This window comes from Pseudomonas sp. DF5 (assembly GCF_058148225.1).
The window spans coordinates 22,935-40,021 of sequence record NZ_JBYVYM010000034.1 but is presented as its reverse complement, the minus strand read 5'-3'; the positions used below and the strand labels follow the sequence as shown (position 1 = coordinate 40,021).

The 17,087-nt window shown below is 56.0% G+C and carries 25 protein-coding genes; 1 reads left to right on the top strand and 24 read right to left on the bottom strand.

The window, feature by feature from the left end; genetic code table 11:
• Nucleotides 1-6: 6 nt before the first annotated feature.
• Entirely contained in the window at nt 7-1,404 is a 1,398-nt protein-coding gene (locus tag AC30D7_RS25535; RefSeq protein ID WP_019650831.1) for an MFS transporter, read from the bottom strand.
• 191 nt (nt 1,405-1,595) lie between these two features.
• Between AC30D7_RS25535 and uvrA the strand changes: the two genes are divergently transcribed.
• Nucleotides 1,596-4,430, top strand: coding sequence for an excinuclease ABC subunit UvrA (gene uvrA, locus AC30D7_RS25530; protein ID WP_018925658.1), 2,835 nt, complete (start codon nt 1,596-1,598; stop codon nt 4,428-4,430).
• A 72-nt stretch (nt 4,431-4,502) separates the two neighbouring features.
• On the opposite strand, the gene bfr is transcribed toward uvrA, so the two are convergent.
• The 23 genes from bfr to rpsC form a co-directional block, all read right to left on the bottom strand.
• Nucleotides 4,503-4,967 carry a bacterioferritin gene (bfr, locus tag AC30D7_RS25525; protein WP_019581411.1) on the bottom strand — a complete coding sequence of 155 codons (465 nt, stop codon included), beginning with the start codon at nt 4,965-4,967 and terminating at the stop codon, nt 4,503-4,505.
• 149 nt (nt 4,968-5,116) lie between these two features.
• Nucleotides 5,117-6,571 (bottom strand): catalase, encoded by a 1,455-nt coding sequence (locus tag AC30D7_RS25520; protein WP_490135914.1) that lies wholly within the window; start codon nt 6,569-6,571, stop codon nt 5,117-5,119.
• A 238-nt stretch (nt 6,572-6,809) separates the two neighbouring features.
• Entirely contained in the window at nt 6,810-7,196 is a 387-nt protein-coding gene (gene rplQ, locus AC30D7_RS25515; RefSeq protein ID WP_007924175.1) for a 50S ribosomal protein L17, read from the bottom strand.
• 42 nt (nt 7,197-7,238) lie between these two features.
• Entirely contained in the window at nt 7,239-8,240 is a 1,002-nt protein-coding gene (locus AC30D7_RS25510) for a DNA-directed RNA polymerase subunit alpha (RefSeq protein WP_003186012.1), read from the bottom strand.
• 22 nt (nt 8,241-8,262) lie between these two features.
• The gene (gene rpsD, locus AC30D7_RS25505; protein ID WP_003176404.1) at nt 8,263-8,883 is read right to left on the bottom strand and encodes a 30S ribosomal protein S4; all 621 of its coding nucleotides are present in this window, start codon (nt 8,881-8,883) and stop codon (nt 8,263-8,265) included.
• Between the two features lie 18 nt (nt 8,884-8,901).
• Nucleotides 8,902-9,291 (bottom strand): 30S ribosomal protein S11, encoded by a 390-nt coding sequence (gene rpsK / locus AC30D7_RS25500; protein WP_002555466.1) that lies wholly within the window; start codon nt 9,289-9,291, stop codon nt 8,902-8,904.
• A gap of 30 nt (nt 9,292-9,321) precedes the next feature.
• Entirely contained in the window at nt 9,322-9,678 is a 357-nt protein-coding gene (gene rpsM, locus AC30D7_RS25495) for a 30S ribosomal protein S13 (RefSeq protein WP_003186020.1), read from the bottom strand.
• Between the two features lie 130 nt (nt 9,679-9,808).
• Nucleotides 9,809-9,925: a 50S ribosomal protein L36 gene (gene rpmJ, locus AC30D7_RS25490; protein ID WP_002555468.1), complete on the bottom strand. Its 117-nt coding sequence runs from the start codon at nt 9,923-9,925 to the stop codon at nt 9,809-9,811.
• A 27-nt stretch (nt 9,926-9,952) separates the two neighbouring features.
• A complete protein-coding gene (secY, locus tag AC30D7_RS25485) occupies nt 9,953-11,281 on the bottom strand; it encodes a preprotein translocase subunit SecY (protein ID WP_003228718.1) in 1,329 nt (442 codons plus the stop codon).
• Complete coding sequence (gene rplO, locus AC30D7_RS25480) at nt 11,282-11,719, bottom strand: 50S ribosomal protein L15 (protein WP_003228720.1); 438 nt, start codon at nt 11,717-11,719, stop codon at nt 11,282-11,284.
• 3 nt (nt 11,720-11,722) lie between these two features.
• Nucleotides 11,723-11,899, bottom strand: a complete 177-nt coding sequence (gene rpmD / locus AC30D7_RS25475; protein WP_003176408.1) for a 50S ribosomal protein L30 — start codon at nt 11,897-11,899, stop codon at nt 11,723-11,725.
• 2 nt (nt 11,900-11,901) lie between these two features.
• Complete coding sequence (rpsE, locus tag AC30D7_RS25470; protein ID WP_003186035.1) at nt 11,902-12,402, bottom strand: 30S ribosomal protein S5; 501 nt, start codon at nt 12,400-12,402, stop codon at nt 11,902-11,904.
• 3 nt (nt 12,403-12,405) lie between these two features.
• On the bottom strand, nt 12,406-12,756 hold the full coding sequence (gene rplR, locus AC30D7_RS25465; protein ID WP_003186037.1) for a 50S ribosomal protein L18: 351 nt from the start codon (nt 12,754-12,756) through the stop codon (nt 12,406-12,408).
• A gap of 10 nt (nt 12,757-12,766) precedes the next feature.
• Complete coding sequence (rplF, locus tag AC30D7_RS25460) at nt 12,767-13,300, bottom strand: 50S ribosomal protein L6 (RefSeq protein ID WP_003176412.1); 534 nt, start codon at nt 13,298-13,300, stop codon at nt 12,767-12,769.
• 12 nt (nt 13,301-13,312) lie between these two features.
• Nucleotides 13,313-13,705 (bottom strand): 30S ribosomal protein S8, encoded by a 393-nt coding sequence (gene rpsH, locus AC30D7_RS25455; RefSeq protein WP_003186040.1) that lies wholly within the window; start codon nt 13,703-13,705, stop codon nt 13,313-13,315.
• A 209-nt stretch (nt 13,706-13,914) separates the two neighbouring features.
• Nucleotides 13,915-14,220 carry a 30S ribosomal protein S14 gene (gene rpsN / locus AC30D7_RS25450; protein ID WP_003176414.1) on the bottom strand — a complete coding sequence of 102 codons (306 nt, stop codon included), beginning with the start codon at nt 14,218-14,220 and terminating at the stop codon, nt 13,915-13,917.
• 13 nt (nt 14,221-14,233) lie between these two features.
• Nucleotides 14,234-14,773: a 50S ribosomal protein L5 gene (gene rplE / locus AC30D7_RS25445; RefSeq protein ID WP_003210069.1), complete on the bottom strand. Its 540-nt coding sequence runs from the start codon at nt 14,771-14,773 to the stop codon at nt 14,234-14,236.
• A 20-nt stretch (nt 14,774-14,793) separates the two neighbouring features.
• Nucleotides 14,794-15,108 (bottom strand): 50S ribosomal protein L24, encoded by a 315-nt coding sequence (gene rplX / locus AC30D7_RS25440; protein ID WP_007896770.1) that lies wholly within the window; start codon nt 15,106-15,108, stop codon nt 14,794-14,796.
• Between the two features lie 11 nt (nt 15,109-15,119).
• On the bottom strand, nt 15,120-15,488 hold the full coding sequence (rplN, locus tag AC30D7_RS25435; RefSeq protein ID WP_002555479.1) for a 50S ribosomal protein L14: 369 nt from the start codon (nt 15,486-15,488) through the stop codon (nt 15,120-15,122).
• Nucleotides 15,489-15,511: 23 nt separating this feature from the next.
• The gene (gene rpsQ, locus AC30D7_RS25430; protein ID WP_003176419.1) at nt 15,512-15,778 is read right to left on the bottom strand and encodes a 30S ribosomal protein S17; all 267 of its coding nucleotides are present in this window, start codon (nt 15,776-15,778) and stop codon (nt 15,512-15,514) included.
• A 2-nt stretch (nt 15,779-15,780) separates the two neighbouring features.
• A complete protein-coding gene (gene rpmC, locus AC30D7_RS25425) occupies nt 15,781-15,972 on the bottom strand; it encodes a 50S ribosomal protein L29 (RefSeq protein WP_002555481.1) in 192 nt (63 codons plus the stop codon).
• Nucleotides 15,972-16,385 carry a 50S ribosomal protein L16 gene (rplP, locus tag AC30D7_RS25420; RefSeq protein WP_019409905.1) on the bottom strand — a complete coding sequence of 138 codons (414 nt, stop codon included), beginning with the start codon at nt 16,383-16,385 and terminating at the stop codon, nt 15,972-15,974. Before rplP ends, rpmC begins: the two co-directional genes overlap by 1 nt.
• Nucleotides 16,386-16,397: 12 nt before the next feature.
• The gene (gene rpsC / locus AC30D7_RS25415; protein ID WP_003176422.1) at nt 16,398-17,084 is read right to left on the bottom strand and encodes a 30S ribosomal protein S3; all 687 of its coding nucleotides are present in this window, start codon (nt 17,082-17,084) and stop codon (nt 16,398-16,400) included.
• Nucleotides 17,085-17,087 lie beyond the last annotated feature (3 nt).

Here is a 17,087-nt window from a genome sequence, read left to right as displayed (position 1 = left end):
GTTCTCCTAGGCTACGCACGCTGCCTCGGCCGGGTTGTTCACCAGGCGCTCAAGGGTCGTGCGATCCAATAGTTCTGTGTCCAATTTGATGTAAATCGCCGCTTCATCAGCAACGATCACCGCATCTGTTACCCCTACGACGGCCTTCAGGCGCTCAACCAGACCCGCTTCGCGGATCGCCTCGGGCGACAACGGCAAGCGCAGGCTCGTGACGTAAGGTGGTTCGCGCATGGTAACAGCAAAGGCCAGCCAAAGTGCAGCCAGCCCGGCACATCCCAGGAACACAACCGACAAACCGCCGTGCTGAAACAGCCAGCCGCCGAGGATCCCGCCCAGTGCCGAACCGAGGAACTGACTGGTGGAATAAACCCCCATCGCCGTGCCTTTGCCGCCTGCCGGTGAAACCTTGCTGATCAGCGACGGCAAGGACGCTTCCAGCAGATTGAACGCGGTGAAAAACACCACCGTGCCGATTACCAGAGCCCGCAAGCTGTCGCCGAACTGCCAGAAGAATAGCTCAGTGAGCATCAGCGTCAGCACCGCGCCCAATAAAACTCGTTTCATTTTGCGTTTCTTCTCGCCGTAGATAATGAACGGGATCATGGCGAAGAAAGAAATCAGCAGCGCAGCGAGGTACACCCACCAGTGCTGCTCCTTGGGCAAACCGGCTTTTTCGACCAGCGCCAGGGGCAATGCAACGAAGCTCGACATCAACATCGCGTGCAACACAAAAATGCCCAGGTCCAGGCGCAGCAGGTCCGGGTGCTTGAGCGTCGGTATCAGCGCTTGACGCGCGACACCGGACTCGCGGTGCTGCAATGGCCCGGTGGCGCGCGGCACCATGAACATCACGATGACGATACCGAGCAGCGCCATGCCGCCGGTGGCGAAGAACAGCCCCGAGAGGCCGAAGGCACGGGTCAGCAATGGCCCTACCACCATGGCGATCGCGAACGACAGACCGATCGTCATGCCGATCATGGCCATGGCTTTGGTCCGATGCTGTTCCCGGGTCAGGTCCGACAGCAACGCCATGACCGCCGCGGAAATCGCCCCGGCGCCCTGCAGGATGCGTCCGGCGATAACGCCCCAGATCGAATCGGCATTGGCCGCCAGCACACTCCCCAGGGCGAAAACGATCAGCCCCAGGTAAATCACTGGACGTCGACCGATGCGGTCGGAAATGAAGCCAAAGGGAATCTGAAAAATCGCCTGGGTCAGGCCGTAAGCGCCAATCGCCAACCCGATGAGGGCCGGGGTCGCGCCCGCCAGGTCCATCCCATAGGTCGCCAGCACCGGCAACACCATGAACATGCCAAGCATACGGAAGGCGAACACCAGGGCCAGACCGCTTGCTGCGCGGGTCTCACTGCCACTCATGCGTTCGCTGTGGGGATCGTGCATGGAAAAACCTCATGTGAACCGGCGGCGATTCTACCAGTCCCATCGATTGACGGGGTATATCGCGACGCTATGACGCGTACAGATGACGCAATCTTCATGCAAGGCTGCGCGCCCCTCATTTGATAGTGTGCATCCATCCAGTATTTGGCCGTATACTCCTACGTTTTCGACGCCCGCCGAGCGAGGCCACTTTGGACAAGATCCTGATTCGTGGGGCCCGAACCCACAACCTGAAGAACATCGACCTGACCCTGCCACGGGACAAACTGATCGTCATCACCGGCCTGTCCGGATCCGGCAAGTCGTCCCTGGCCTTCGACACGCTGTACGCCGAAGGCCAGCGCCGCTATGTCGAATCGCTGTCGGCCTACGCCCGGCAATTCCTGTCGATGATGGAAAAACCTGACGTCGACACCATCGAAGGTCTGTCGCCAGCGATCTCCATCGAACAGAAATCGACCTCGCACAACCCGCGCTCGACGGTTGGCACCATTACCGAAATCTACGATTACCTGCGCCTGCTCTACGCTCGCGTCGGTATTCCGCGCTGCCCGGACCACGACATTCCGCTGGAAGCCCAGACCGTCAGCCAGATGGTCGATCTGGTGCTGGCGCAACCGGAAGGCAGCAAACTGATGCTGTTGGCTCCGGTAATCCGCGAGCGCAAGGGCGAACACCTCTCGGTCTTCGAAGAACTGCGGGCCCAGGGCTTTGTGCGCGCCCGGGTGAACGGCAAACTCTGTGAGCTGGACGAGTTGCCGAAGCTGGATAAACAGAAGAAGCACTCGATCGACGTCGTGGTCGACCGCTTCAAGGTCCGCGCCGATCTGCAACAGCGCCTGGCCGAATCGTTCGAGACCGCGCTGAAACTGGCGGACGGCATCGCTCTGGTGGCGCCAATGGACGACGAGCCCGGCGAAGAAATCATCTTCTCCGCACGCTTTGCCTGTCCGATCTGCGGCCACGCCATCAGCGAGCTGGAACCCAAGCTGTTTTCCTTCAACAACCCAGCCGGCGCCTGCCCGACCTGCGATGGCCTGGGGGTTAAGCAGTTCTTCGACACCAAACGATTGGTGAACGGTGAACTGACCCTGGCGGAAGGCGCGATCCGCGGCTGGGACCGGCGCAACGTCTATTACTTCCAGATGCTTGGCTCGCTGGCCGCCCACTACAAGTTCAGCCTCGAAGTGCCGTTCAACGAACTGCCGGCCGATCAGCAGAAATTCATCCTGCATGGTAGCGGCTCGCAGAATGTCGACTTCAAGTACCTGAACGACCGCGGCGATATCGTCAAACGCTCGCACCCGTTCGAAGGCATCGTGCCGAACCTGGAACGTCGCTACCGAGAAACCGAATCGGCTTCGGTCCGTGAAGAACTGGCCAAGTTCCTCAGCACCCAGCCTTGCCCGGATTGCCGTGGCACTCGTCTGCGTCGCGAGGCGCGACACGTTTGGGTTGGCGAGAAGACCTTGCCGGCGGTGACCAACTTGCCGATCGGCGATGCCTGCGAATACTTCGGCGTGCTGAAGCTGACCGGCCGCCGTGGCGAAATTGCCGACAAGATCCTCAAGGAAATCCGCGAACGCCTGCAGTTTCTGGTCAACGTAGGCCTGGACTATCTGTCACTGGATCGCAGTGCCGACACGCTGTCCGGCGGTGAGGCCCAGCGTATCCGCCTGGCCAGTCAGATTGGCGCCGGCCTGGTGGGGGTTCTGTACATCCTCGATGAACCGTCAATTGGCCTGCACCAGCGGGACAACGACCGGTTGCTGGGCACCCTCAAGCATCTGCGGGATATCGGCAACACGGTAATCGTGGTCGAGCACGACGAAGACGCGATTCGTCTGGCCGACTATGTAGTGGATATCGGCCCGGGCGCGGGTGTGCACGGTGGACATATCGTTGCCGAAGGTACGCCGGACGAAGTCATGGCTCACCCTGACTCTCTGACTGGCAAGTATTTGTCGGGCCGAGTGAAGATCGCCGTTCCAGCCAAACGCACACCCCGTAACAAGAAGCTGTCGCTGTCCCTCAAGGGTGCTCGCGGCAACAATCTGCGCAATGTCGACCTGGAGATTCCAATCGGCCTGCTGACTTGCGTGACCGGCGTGTCCGGCTCGGGCAAATCGACGCTGATCAACAACACGTTGTTTCCCTTGAGCGCTACCGCACTCAACGGGGCAACGACCCTGGAAGCGGCGGCTCACGACAGCATCAAGGGCCTTGAGCACCTGGATAAAGTCGTCGACATCGATCAGAGCCCGATCGGTCGCACACCGCGCTCCAACCCGGCGACCTACACCGGCTTGTTCACGCCGATTCGCGAGTTATTCGCTGGCGTACCGGAATCTCGCTCCCGCGGTTACGGGCCGGGGCGTTTCTCCTTCAACGTGAAGGGCGGGCGCTGTGAAGCTTGCCAGGGCGATGGCCTGATCAAGGTGGAGATGCACTTCCTGCCGGACATCTATGTCCCGTGCGACGTCTGCAAGAGCAAGCGCTACAACCGCGAAACCCTTGAGATCAAATACAAGGGCAAGAGCATCCACGAAACCCTCGAAATGACCATCGAGGAAGCCCGGGTGTTCTTCGACGCGGTTCCGGCCTTGGCCCGTAAGCTTCAGACGCTGATGGACGTAGGCCTTTCGTACATCAAGCTGGGACAATCGGCGACGACGCTGTCGGGCGGTGAGGCCCAGCGGGTGAAACTGTCCCGCGAGTTGTCCAAGCGCGATACCGGCAAAACCCTGTATATCCTCGATGAGCCGACTACCGGCTTGCACTTCGCTGATATCCAACAACTGCTCGATGTTCTGCATCGCTTGCGCGATCACGGCAATACCGTGGTGGTGATCGAACACAACCTGGATGTGATCAAGACCGCCGACTGGTTGGTGGACCTGGGGCCGGAAGGCGGCTCCAAGGGCGGCCAGATCATTGCCGTCGGCACACCGGAAGACGTGTCCGAGATGAAGCAATCGCATACCGGCTACTATCTCAAGCCACTGCTGGCTCGCGACAAGGCCTGAATTGGGGCCATGAAAAAGCCCCTGTCACTTTGTCGGTGACAGGGGCATTTTTGTGCGTCGCCGGTCTAAAAATCAGAACTGCGATTGCAGGTAATTCTCCAGACCGATCAACTTGATCAAACCCAGCTGTTTCTCCAGCCAATAGGTGTGATCTTCCTCGGTGTCGTTCAGCTGAATGCGCAGGATCTCGCGGGTGACATAGTCCTTGTGCAACTCGCAAAGCTCGATGCCTTTGCACAGAGCTGCACGAACTTTATATTCCAGACGCAGGTCAGCGGCGAGCATGTCAGGCACAGTGGTGCCAACATCGAGATCGTCTGGACGCATGCGCGGCGTACCTTCGAGCATCAGGATCCGACGCATCAGGGCGTCAGCATGTTGCGCCTCTTCTTCCATCTCGTGGTTGATACGCTCGTAGAGCTCGGTGAACCCCCAGTCCTCGTACATCCGCGAATGGATGAAATATTGATCACGCGCCGCCAGTTCGCCTGTCAGCAACGTGTTGAGGTAATCGATTACGTCTGGGTGACCTTGCATCGCCCTACATCTCCCTGCTTGAAAGGCTGTAGTTTGAACCAACCTGACCTGAAGGTCACTCGCCTTCCGCAATAAAAGCGAAGATACTCTGAGAAAATGGGTTCAAATAACGCAAAAACCGCCCTAATGAGGGCGGTTCTGCTTCTCGTTTAGACTTCGTTAAGCTGTACGCCCAACGCCTTCGCGATGCCTTCTCCATAAGCCGTATCGGCCTTGAAGAAATGTTGCAGTTGACGATCAACCACGTCGCCGGAAACCCCAGACATCGCACCGGCAATGTTGTTGATCAGCAGAGCTTTCTGCTCATCGTTCATCAGACGGAACAGCGCACCGGCGTGGCTGTAGTAGTCGGTATCCTCGCGATGATCGTAGCGATCAGCCGCGCCGCTCAATGCCAAGGCAGGTTCCGCGTAGTGCGGTGCCTGTTTCGGTGATTCAACGTAGCTGTTCGGCTCGTAGTTCGGTGCCGCACCGCCATTACTGCCAAACGCCATCGAACCATCACGCTGGTAAGTGTTGACCGGACTGCGAGGTGCATTCACTGGCAGCTGCTGATGATTGGTGCCCACACGATAGCGGTGAGCATCCGCGTAAGCGAACACACGCCCCTGCAGCATGCGGTCAGGTGACAGGCCGACGCCTGGAACCATGTTGCTCGGACCGAACGCGGCCTGCTCGACTTCAGCGAAGTAGTTCAGCGGATTGCGGTTGAGCTCAAGCTCGCCTACTTCGATCAACGGGAACTCTTTCTGCGACCAGGTCTTGGTCACGTCGAACGGGTTCTCGTAGTGAGCCGCAGCCTGGGCCTCGGTCATGATCTGAATGTTGACACTCCATTTCGGGAAGTCACCGCGCTCAATGGCGCCGAACAGGTCACGTTGTGCGTAATCCGGATCGGTACCGGCCAGTCGTGCCGCTTCTGCCGGAGCGAGATTCTTGATCCCTTGTTTGGTTTTGTAGTGCCACTTCACCCAGTGACGCTCGCCATTGGCGTTGATCAGGCTGTAGGTGTGACTGCCAAAACCATGCATGTGGCGATAACCGTCAGGGATGCCGCGGTCAGAGAACAGGATAGTGATCTGGTGCAACGCCTCAGGCGAATGCGACCAGAAATCCCACATCATCTGCGCGCTTTTCAGATTGCTTTGCGGCAGACGCTTCTGGGTGTGGATAAAGTCAGGGAATTTCAGCGGATCACGGATGAAGAACACCGGCGTGTTGTTACCGACAATGTCCCAGTTGCCTTCCTCGGTGTAGAACTTCAGGGCAAAACCGCGTGGATCACGCTCGGTGTCAGCCGAACCGCGCTCGCCACCCACAGTGGAGAATCGCAGGAAGGTCGGGGTTTGTTTGCCGACAGACTCAAACAGCTTGGCGCTGGTGTATTGAGTGATATCGCGAGTCACAGTGAACGTACCGTAAGCACCCGAGCCTTTGGCGTGTACGCGACGCTCCGGGATGTTTTCACGGTTGAAGTGGGCAAGCTTCTCGATCAGGTGGAAATCGTCGAGCAGCAGAGGGCCACGAGGGCCGGCGGAGCGGGAATTCTGGTTGTCGGCGACAGGAGCGCCACTGGCGGTCGTAAGTGTTTTGTTTTGGCTCATGCGATCTCTTCCTCTGTCAGTCTTGAACTGCCGGCTAAATCGGCTTGGTGGGAAGTATTGATCATCAACATGACAGTCACAAATTCATTAATTTGCAGACACCAATAGAAAATTACTAATGATCAACCCAAGCATATAGTGCCTATAGGGAAGGGTTTGAAGCTTGTACGCAGAGCGCATTTCTAACAGGCACAAAAAACCGGGCACTAGGCCCGGTTCTTTGTTTCAGACTGACGTCTTACTCAGCGGATACAGCTTCACCGCCGACAGCACGATCAACCAACTCGACGTACGCCATAGGCGCGTTGTCGCCAGCGCGGAAACCGCACTTGAGGATGCGCAGGTAGCCACCCTCACGGGTAGCGTAACGCTTGCCCAGGTCGTTGAAGAGCTTACCAACGATAGCTTTCGAACGAGTACGGTCGAAAGCCAGACGGCGGTTAGCCAGGCTGTCTGTCTTGGCCAAAGTGATCAGCGGCTCAGCAACGCGGCGCAGTTCTTTGGCTTTTGGCAGTGTAGTTTTGATCAGCTCGTGCTCGAACAGCGACACCGCCATGTTTTGAAACATGGCCTTGCGGTGCGAGCTGGTGCGGCTCAGGTGACGACCACTTTTACGATGACGCATGGTTCATTCCTTACCAAACACAACGTTCGGTGATTACGACGATCAGGCAGTCGCCTTGTCGTCCTTCTTAAGACTTGCAGGCGGCCAGTTGTCGAGGCGCATGCCGAGGGACAGACCGCGGGAGGCCAGAACGTCCTTGATTTCAGTCAAGGATTTCTTGCCAAGGTTCGGAGTCTTCAACAGCTCTACTTCGGTACGCTGAATCAGGTCGCCGATGTAGTAGATGTTTTCCGCCTTAAGGCAGTTAGCCGAACGTACAGTCAGTTCCAGATCGTCAACCGGGCGAAGCAGGATCGGATCGATCTCGTCTTCCTGCTCGACAACCACTGGTTCACTGTCACCTTTGAGGTCGACGAACGCAGCCAACTGCTGTTGCAGAATGGTTGCAGCACGGCGGATAGCCTCTTCAGGATCCAGGGTACCGTTGGTTTCCAGATCAATAACCAGCTTGTCCAGGTTAGTACGCTGTTCGACACGGGCGTTTTCCACCACGTATGCGATACGGCGAACCGGGCTGAACGAAGAGTCAAGCTGCAAGCGACCGATGCTGCGGCTTTCGTCTTCATCGCTCTGACGCGAGTCTGCCGGTTCATAACCACGACCACGAGCTACGGTGAGCTTCATGTTCAGGGCGCCGTTAGACGCCAGGTTAGCGATTACGTGATCGGGGTTAACGATCTCGACATCATGATCCAGCTGAATATCGGCAGCGGTAACCACCCCCGAACCCTTCTTCGACAAGGTCAGCGTAACTTCGTCTCGACCGTGCAGCTTGATAGCCAGACCTTTAAGGTTCAACAGGATTTCAATTACGTCTTCCTGTACACCTTCGATGGCGCTGTACTCGTGGAGCACACCGTCAATCTCGGCCTCGACTACTGCACAGCCGGGCATTGAGGACAACAGGATGCGGCGCAGCGCGTTGCCCAGGGTGTGGCCAAAACCACGCTCGAGAGGCTCGAGTGTGATCTTGGCGCGGGTTGGACTGACAACCTGCACATCAATATGGCGGGGTGTCAGGAACTCATTTACCGAAATCTGCATGGATGCACCTATTTTCTAGCCCTTACTTGGAGTAGAGCTCGACAATCAGGCTTTCGTTGATGTCGGCGGACAGATCACTGCGAGCTGGAACGTTCTTGAAAACGCCCGACTTCTTCTCAGTGTCTACTTCTACCCATTCTACGCGGCCACGTTGGGCACACAGATCGAGAGCTTGGACAATGCGAAGTTGGTTCTTTGCTTTCTCGCGAACTGCAACCACGTCACCAGCACGAACCTGGTAAGACGGAACGTTTACGGTCTGACCGTTAACGCTGATCGACTTGTGCGATACCAGCTGACGGGATTCGGCACGAGTAGAGCCAAAACCCATACGGTATACAACGTTGTCCAGACGGCATTCGAGCAGTTGCAACAGGTTTTCGCCAGTTGCGCCTTTCTTGCCAGCAGCTTCTTTGTAGTAACCGCTGAATTGACGCTCGAGAACGCCGTAGATACGACGGACCTTCTGCTTTTCACGCAGTTGGGTGCCGTAATCGGACTGGCGACCGCGGCGTTGGCCGTGGATACCAGGTGCTGCTTCGATGTTGCACTTCGATTCGATCGCGCGCACGCCGCTCTTCAGAAAGAGATCGGTGCCTTCGCGACGAGCGAGTTTGCATTTTGGACCAATGTAACGAGCCATTCTTTACAATCTCCTGGATTACACGCGGCGCTTCTTCGGCGGACGGCACCCGTTGTGCGGGATTGGCGTCACGTCGGTGATGCTGGCGATCTTGTAGCCACAGCCGTTCAAAGCGCGGACTGCGGATTCACGACCTGGACCTGGACCTTTGACGTTAACGTCGAGGTTTTTCAGGCCGTATTCCAGCGCAGCTTGACCAGCACGCTCAGCAGCTACTTGAGCAGCGAACGGGGTGGACTTGCGGGAACCGCGGAAACCCGAACCACCGGAGGTAGCCCAGGAAAGAGCGTTACCTTGACGGTCGGTAATGGTCACGATGGTGTTGTTAAAAGAAGCATGGATGTGGGCGATGCCATCAACCACTGTCTTTTTAACTTTTTTACGAGGACGAGCAGCAGGTTTTGCCATGATTAATTTCCTGTCGATTCGCTGGGGCGATTACTTGCGGATCGGCTTACGCGGACCTTTACGGGTACGCGCGTTGGTCTTGGTACGCTGACCGCGTACTGGCAGACCACGACGATGACGCAGACCGCGATAGCAACCGAGGTCCATCAAACGCTTGATTTTCATGTTGATTTCGCGACGCAGGTCACCTTCAGTGGTGAACTTCGCCACTTCGCCACGCAGCTGTTCAATCTGCTCGTCGCTCAGATCTTTGATCTTTGCCGCTGGGTTTACCCCAGTCACTGCACAAATTTTCTGTGCAGTAGTGCGACCAACACCATAGATGTAGGTCAGCGAGATAACAGTATGCTTGTTATCTGGAATGTTAACGCCTGCAATACGGGCCATTCAGTGGGACTCCAATTGACAGCTACCTACGCCCCGGAAGCCAAGAAATAGGGCGCGAGATAATATCGCTGTAATAACAAATAATCAACCCGGCAGCGCACTAGCTGCCGGGCTTGAAGCACAATCACACTCAGCCTTGGCGCTGTTTGTGACGCGGTTCCGCGCTGCAAATTACTCGAACAACACCTTCGCGGCGAATAATCTTGCAGTTACGGCACAGCTTTTTCACCGATGCACGAACTTTCATCACCAACTCCTCGAACCTTATGGGTACTCAGCGCAACATGCCGCTGCCGTAACCCTTCAGGTTGGCTTTCTTCATCAGGGATTCGTACTGGTGCGAAACGAGGTGCGATTGTACTTGGGACATGAAGTCCATCACAACCACGACCACGATCAGCAACGAGGTCCCGCCAAGGTAGAACGGTACGTTTGCTGCAACCACCAGGAACTGGGGCAACAGGCAGACGGCCGTCATGTAAAGAGCACCGAACATGGTCAAGCGAGTCAGAACGCCATCAATGTAGCGCGCAGACTGCTCACCTGGACGGATGCCCGGAATAAAGGCACCGGACTTCTTCAGGTTTTCCGCTACGTCTTTCGGATTGAACATCAACGCCGTATAGAAGAAGCAGAAGAAAATAATCCCTGCACTAAACAGCAGAATATTCAACGGCTGACCAGGAGCGATCGACTGCGAGATGTCCTGCAACCAGCCCATACCTTCAGACTGACCGAACCAGGCACCCAACGAAGCCGGGAACAGCAAAATGCTGCTCGCGAAAATAGCCGGAATAACGCCGGCCATGTTCACCTTCAGCGGCAAGTGGCTGGTCTGCGCAGCGAAGACCTTACGGCCCTGCTGACGCTTGGCGTAGTGAACAGCAATACGACGCTGGCCACGCTCAATGAACACCACGAAACCGATAATCGCTACTGCCAGCAAACCGATGGCAACCAGGGCGAAGATGTTGATATCACCCTGACGTGCAGACTCGAAAGACTGCCCGATCGCTCTCGGAAGACCGGCGACGATACCCGAAAAAATCAACATCGAGATACCGTTGCCAACACCACGCTCAGTAATCTGCTCACCCAGCCACATCATGAACATCGCACCAGCCACAAAAGTGGATACCGCGACGAAATGGAAGCCAAAGTCACCAGTGAACGCAACGCCCTGCCCCGCCAGACCAATGGACATGCCAATAGCCTGGACGAGAGCGAGGACGACAGTGCCGTAGCGGGTGTACTGGCTGATCTTGCGACGGCCAGCTTCACCTTCCTTCTTCAACTGTTCCAGCTGCGGGCTGACGGCGGTCATCAGTTGCATGATGATCGATGCCGAAATGTACGGCATGATCCCCAGCGCAAAGATGCTCATCCGTTCCAGCGCGCCGCCGGAAAACATGTTGAACAAGCTAAGAATGGTCCCCTCATTCTGTCGAAACAGGTCCGCGAGTCGGTCCGGGTTGATACCTGGAACCGGGATGTGTGCGCCTATTCGGTAGACGATAATCGCCAGGAACAGAAAACGCAGACGAGCCCAGAGTTCAGACATACCGCCTTTGCCGAGCGCAGAGAGAGCACCTTGCTTAGCCATTTATTCCTCGAACTTGCCGCCAGCTGCTTCGATAGCCGCACGCGCACCTTTGGTGGCGCCGATTCCCTTTCCGATGGTGACAGCGCGAGTAACTTCGCCGGACAGCATGATTTTCACACGCTGAACGTTGACGTTGATCACGTTGGCATCTTTCAGGGACTGCACGGTGACGATGTCGCCTTCCACTTTAGCCAGCTCGGACAGACGCACTTCTGCGCGGTCCATGGCTTTCAGGGAAACGAAACCAAACTTCGGCAGGCGACGATGCAGCGGCTGTTGACCGCCTTCAAAGCCTGGAGCAATGGTGCCACCGGAGCGGGAGGTTTGACCTTTGTGGCCACGGCCACCAGTCTTACCCAAACCGCTACCGATACCACGGCCCGGACGATGCTTTTCGCGACGGGAACCCGGCGCTGGACTCAGATCATTGAGTTTCATCGATTAACCCTCGACACGCAGCATGTAGTAAGCCTTGTTGATCATCCCGCGATTCTCGGGAGTATCCTGGACTTCTACAGTGTGACCGATGCGACGCAGACCCAGACCCTTAACGCACAGTTTGTGGTTAGGGATGCGGCCGGTCATGCTTTTGATCAGCGTAACTTTAACGGTAGCCATGATCAGAAGATCTCCTTGACGCTTTTGCCACGCTTGGCGGCAATGGATTCAGGAGACTGCATTGCTTTCAAACCTTTGAAAGTGGCGTGAACCACGTTTACCGGGTTAGTCGAGCCGTAGCACTTGGCCAGAACGTTCTGAACGCCAGCAACTTCGAGGACAGCACGCATAGCGCCACCAGCGATGATACCGGTACCTTCAGAAGCAGGCTGCATGTACACCTTCGAAGCGCCGTGAGCGGACTTCATTGCGTACTGCAGAGTGGTGCCGTTCAGATCAACTTGGATCATGTTGCGGCGAGCAGCTTCCATTGCCTTCTGGATCGCAGCAGGCACTTCACGCGACTTGCCACGGCCGAAGCCAACGCGCCCTTTACCATCACCAACCACGGTCAACGCGGTGAAAGTGAAGATACGGCCGCCTTTAACGGTTTTGGCTACGCGGTTAACTTGAACCAGCTTCTCGATGTAGCCTTCGTCGCGCTTTTGGTCGTTATTTGACATAACTTAGAACTCCAGCCCAGCTTCACGAGCAGCATCAGCCAGCGCCTTGACGCGGCCGTGGTACTTGAAGCCAGAGCGGTCGAAAGCCACCTGCGAGACGCCAGCGGCTTTAGCACGCGTAGCGACCAGCTGGCCAACCTTAGTGGCCGCGTCGATGTTGCCGGTGGCACCATCACGCAGTTCTTTATCCAAAGTCGAGGCACTTGCCAGGACTTTGTTGCCGTCGGCCGAAATGACCTGGGCGTAGATGTGCTGCGACGAGCGGAACACGCAGAGACGCACGACTTCGAGTTCGTGCATTTTCAGGCGTGCTTTGCGAGCGCGACGCAGTCGAGTAACTTTTTTGTCGGTCATTTGCTATGCCCTACTTCTTCTTGGCTTCTTTACGACGGACGACTTCGTCCGCGTAGCGCACACCTTTGCCTTTGTACGGCTCTGGTGGACGGAAGTCGCGGATCTCGGCGGCCACTTGACCTACCAGCTGCTTGTCGATGCCCTTGATCAGGATATCGGTCTGGCTAGGAGTCTCAGCGGTGATGCCTTCCGGCAGTTCATAATCCACTGGGTGCGAGAAGCCAAGAGCCAGGTTCAGCACTGTGCCTTTTGCTTGCGCTTTGTAACCAACACCGACCAGCTGGAGCTTACGCTCGAAGCCTTGGCTTACGCCTTGGACCATGTTGTTTACCAACGCACGAGTGGTACCAGCCATTGCGCGAGTTTGTTGATCGCCATTGCGAGCAGCGAAACGCAGCTCACCAGCTTCTTCAACGATCTCAACGGACGAATGGATGTTCAGTTCGAGAGTACCCTTGGCACCCTTCACCGAAAGCTGTTGGCCTGCGAATTTGACTTCGACACCGGCTGGCAGCTTAACGGGGTTCTTAGCGACGCGTGACATGCTTATCCCCCCTTAGAACACAGTGCAAAGAACTTCGCCGCCGACACCGGCAGCGCGCGCAGCACGATCCGTCATCACACCTTTGTTGGTGGAGACGATAGACACACCGAGACCGCCACGAACTTTTGGCAGATCATCGACGGACTTGTACTGACGCAGGCCTGGACGGCTAACGCGCTTCACTTCCTCGATGACCGGACGGCCTTCGAAGTACTTCAGCTCGATGGACAGCAGTGGCTTGATTTCGCTGCTGATCTGATAACCCGCAATGTAACCTTCGTCCTTCAGGACTTTGGCAACAGCTACCTTCAAAGTAGAAGATGGCATGCTTACGACGGACTTTTCAGCCATCTGGGCATTACGGATTCGAGTTAGCATGTCCGCTAACGGGTCCTGCATACTCATGGGCTAGACGCTCCTAATACACAAAAAATTAGCCTTGCGGCTACTACGTGTCGCCGAGTACATCCGCGTAAAAAAACACGGGCTCAGGCGAGCCGGGTATTCTAGACACACCCCACAAATGAATCAAGCCCCAAAAGGGGCTTGATTCAAGTTCAAGGTCACCGATGGTCAGGATCTTGCGACCCCGAACACCGAGACTTTGACAGTGCTTACCAGCTGGCTTTAACCAGACCAGGTACGTCACCACGCATTGCAGCTTCACGCAGTTTGTTACGGCCAAGGCCGAACTTGCGGTAAACGCCGTGTGGACGACCGGTCAGGCGGCAGCGGTTACGCATGCGCGAAGCGCTTGCGTCACGTGGCTGCTTCTGCAGAGCTACTGTAGCTTCCCAACGTGCTTCTGGACTTGCGTTCAGATCAACGATGATAGCTTTCAGTGCTGCACGCTTTTTGGCGTACTTGGCAACCGTGAGCTGACGCTTCAGCTCGCGGTTTTTCATGCTCATCTTGGCCATTTTCCTACTCCAATCAGTTGCGGAACGGGAATTTGAAAGCACGCAACAGGGCGCGACCTTCATCATCGTTCTTGGCAGTGGTGGTCAGGGTAATGTCCAGACCGCGGAGAGCATCGATCTTGTCGTAGTCGATTTCCGGGAAGATGATCTGCTCTTTAACACCCATGCTGTAGTTACCACGACCATCGAAGGACTTGGCATTCAGGCCGCGGAAGTCGCGAACCCGAGGCAGGGAGATCGACAGCAGACGATCCAGGAACTCGTACATACGCTCACGGCGCAGGGTCACTTTGACGCCGATCGGCCAACCTTCACGGACTTTAAAGCCAGCGATGGATTTCCGAGCGTAGGTCACAACGACTTTCTGGCCGGTGATCTTTTCCAGGTCAGCAACAGCGTGTTCGATGACTTTTTTGTCGCCGATCGCTTCGCCCAGACCCATGTTCAGGGTGATTTTGGTAACGCGCGGAACTTCCATCACGTTCGAAAGCTTAAGTTCTTCCTTAAGTTTCGGTGCGATTTCCTTCCGGTAAATCTCTTTTAGTCGTGCCATGGTCTTCTACCTAGCAGTGTTCAAGCATCAACCGCTTTTTGGGTCGACTTGAAGACACGAATTTTCTTACCGTCTTCTACTTTGAAACCAACGCGGTCAGCCTTGTTGGTTTCGCCGTTGAAGATGGCGACGTTGGAAGCGTGCAGTGGCGCTTCTTTCTCGACGATACCGCCCTGTACGCCCGACATCGGGTTAGGCTTGGTATGACGCTTGACCAGGTTCAGACCACCAACGACCAGACGGTCATCAGCAAGAACCTTCAGCACCTTACCGCGCTTACCTTTGTCTTTGCCGGCGATCACGATGATCTCGTCGTCACGACGAATCTTTTGCATGTCGGATCTCCTTACAGCACTTCTGGGGCGAGCGAGACGATCTTCATGAACTTCTCAGTACGAAGTTCACGGGTCACTGGCCCAAAGATACGGGTGCCGATCGGCTCTTGCTTGTTGTTCAGAAGAACAGCAGCGTTGCCATCAAAGCGGATAATGGAGCCATCTGCACGGCGAACGCCGTGACGAGTGCGGACTACAACAGCAGTCATCACTTGGCCTTTTTTCACCTTACCGCGAGGAATTGCTTCCTTCACGGTAACCTTGATGATGTCACCGATACCAGCGTAACGACGATGGGAGCCACCCAGCACCTTGATGCACATAACACGGCGAGCGCCGCTGTTATCGGCCACATCGAGCATGGATTGAGTCTGAATCATATAATTTCTCCGACCCCTAGTCCTTAGACTTCCACAGCGCGTTCGAGAACATCAACCAGCGCCCAAGACTTGGTCTTGGCCAAAGGACGAGTTTCACGAATAGTGACTTTGTCGCCGATGTGGCACTGATTGGTTTCGTCGTGCGCGTGCAGCTTAGTCGAACGCTTAACGTATTTACCGTAGATCGGGTGCTTAACGCGACGCTCGATCAGAACGGTGATGGTTTTGTCCATCTTGTCGCTGACAACACGGCCAGTCAGCGTACGGACAGTTTTTTCGGCTTCAGCCATGATTACTTACCTGCCTGCTGGTTGAGCACAGTCTTCACGCGAGCAATGTCACGCTTAACTTGCGAGAGCAGATGAGACTGCCCCAACTGGCCAGTTGCTTTCTGCATACGCAGATTGAACTGGTCGCGCAGCAGGCCGAGCAGTTGCTCGTTCAGCTGCTGTGCGGATTTTTCACGAAGTTCATTCGCTTTCATCACATCACCGTCCGTTTAACAAAGGAGGTGGCGAGCGGCAGCTTTGCAGCAGCCAGGGCGAAAGCCTCACGCGCCAGCTCTTCAGAAACACCCTCGATTTCATACAGGACTTTGCCTGGCTGAATCTGGGCAACCCAGTACTCCACGTTACCCTTACCCTTACCCATCCGAACTTCGAGTGGTTTTTTGGAAATAGGCTTGTCCGGGAATACACGGATCCAGATCTTGCCGCCACGTTTAACGTGACGGGTCAGTGCACGACGCGCTGACTCGATCTGACGAGCGGTGAGACGACCACGAGCAACAGACTTCAGCGCATATTCGCCGAAGCTGACTTTGCTACCGCGCAATGCCAGGCCACGGTTGTGACCAGTCATTTGCTTGCGGAACTTCGTACGCTTTGGTTGCAACATTTGGCGTACCCCTTACTTAGCAGCTTTTTTACGAGGCGCTGGTGCTTGTGGTTTCAGTTCTTCTTGGCGACCACCAATTACTTCGCCTTTGAAGATCCAAACCTTTACACCGATCACACCATAAGTGGTGTGAGCTTCGTAGTTGGCATAGTCGATGTCGGCACGCAGGGTGTGCAGAGGCACACGACCTTCGCGATACCATTCAGTACGTGCGATTTCAGCACCGCCGAGACGACCGCTCACTTGGATTTTGATGCCTTTGGCACCAATGCGCATGGCGTTCTGAACAGCGCGCTTCATAGCGCGACGGAACATTACGCGACGCTCCAGCTGCTGAGCTACGCTCTGCGCAACCAGCATACCGTCGAGCTCCGGCTTGCGGATCTCTTCGATATTGATGTGCACAGGCACACCCATTTGCTTGGTCAGGTCCTGACGCAGTTTCTCAACATCTTCACCTTTCTTCCCGATAACGATACCTGGACGAGCGGTGTGGATGGTGATTCGTGCAGTTTGGGCCGGACGATGGATATCGATACGGCTTACGGACGCGCTTTTTAGTTTGTCTTGGAGATACTCACGCACCTTCAGATCAGCGAACAAGTAGTCCGCATAAGTCCGACCGTCTGCGTACCAGACGGAGGTGTGCTCCTTGACGATTCCCAGGCGAATGCCAATGGGATGTACTTTCTGACCCATCTC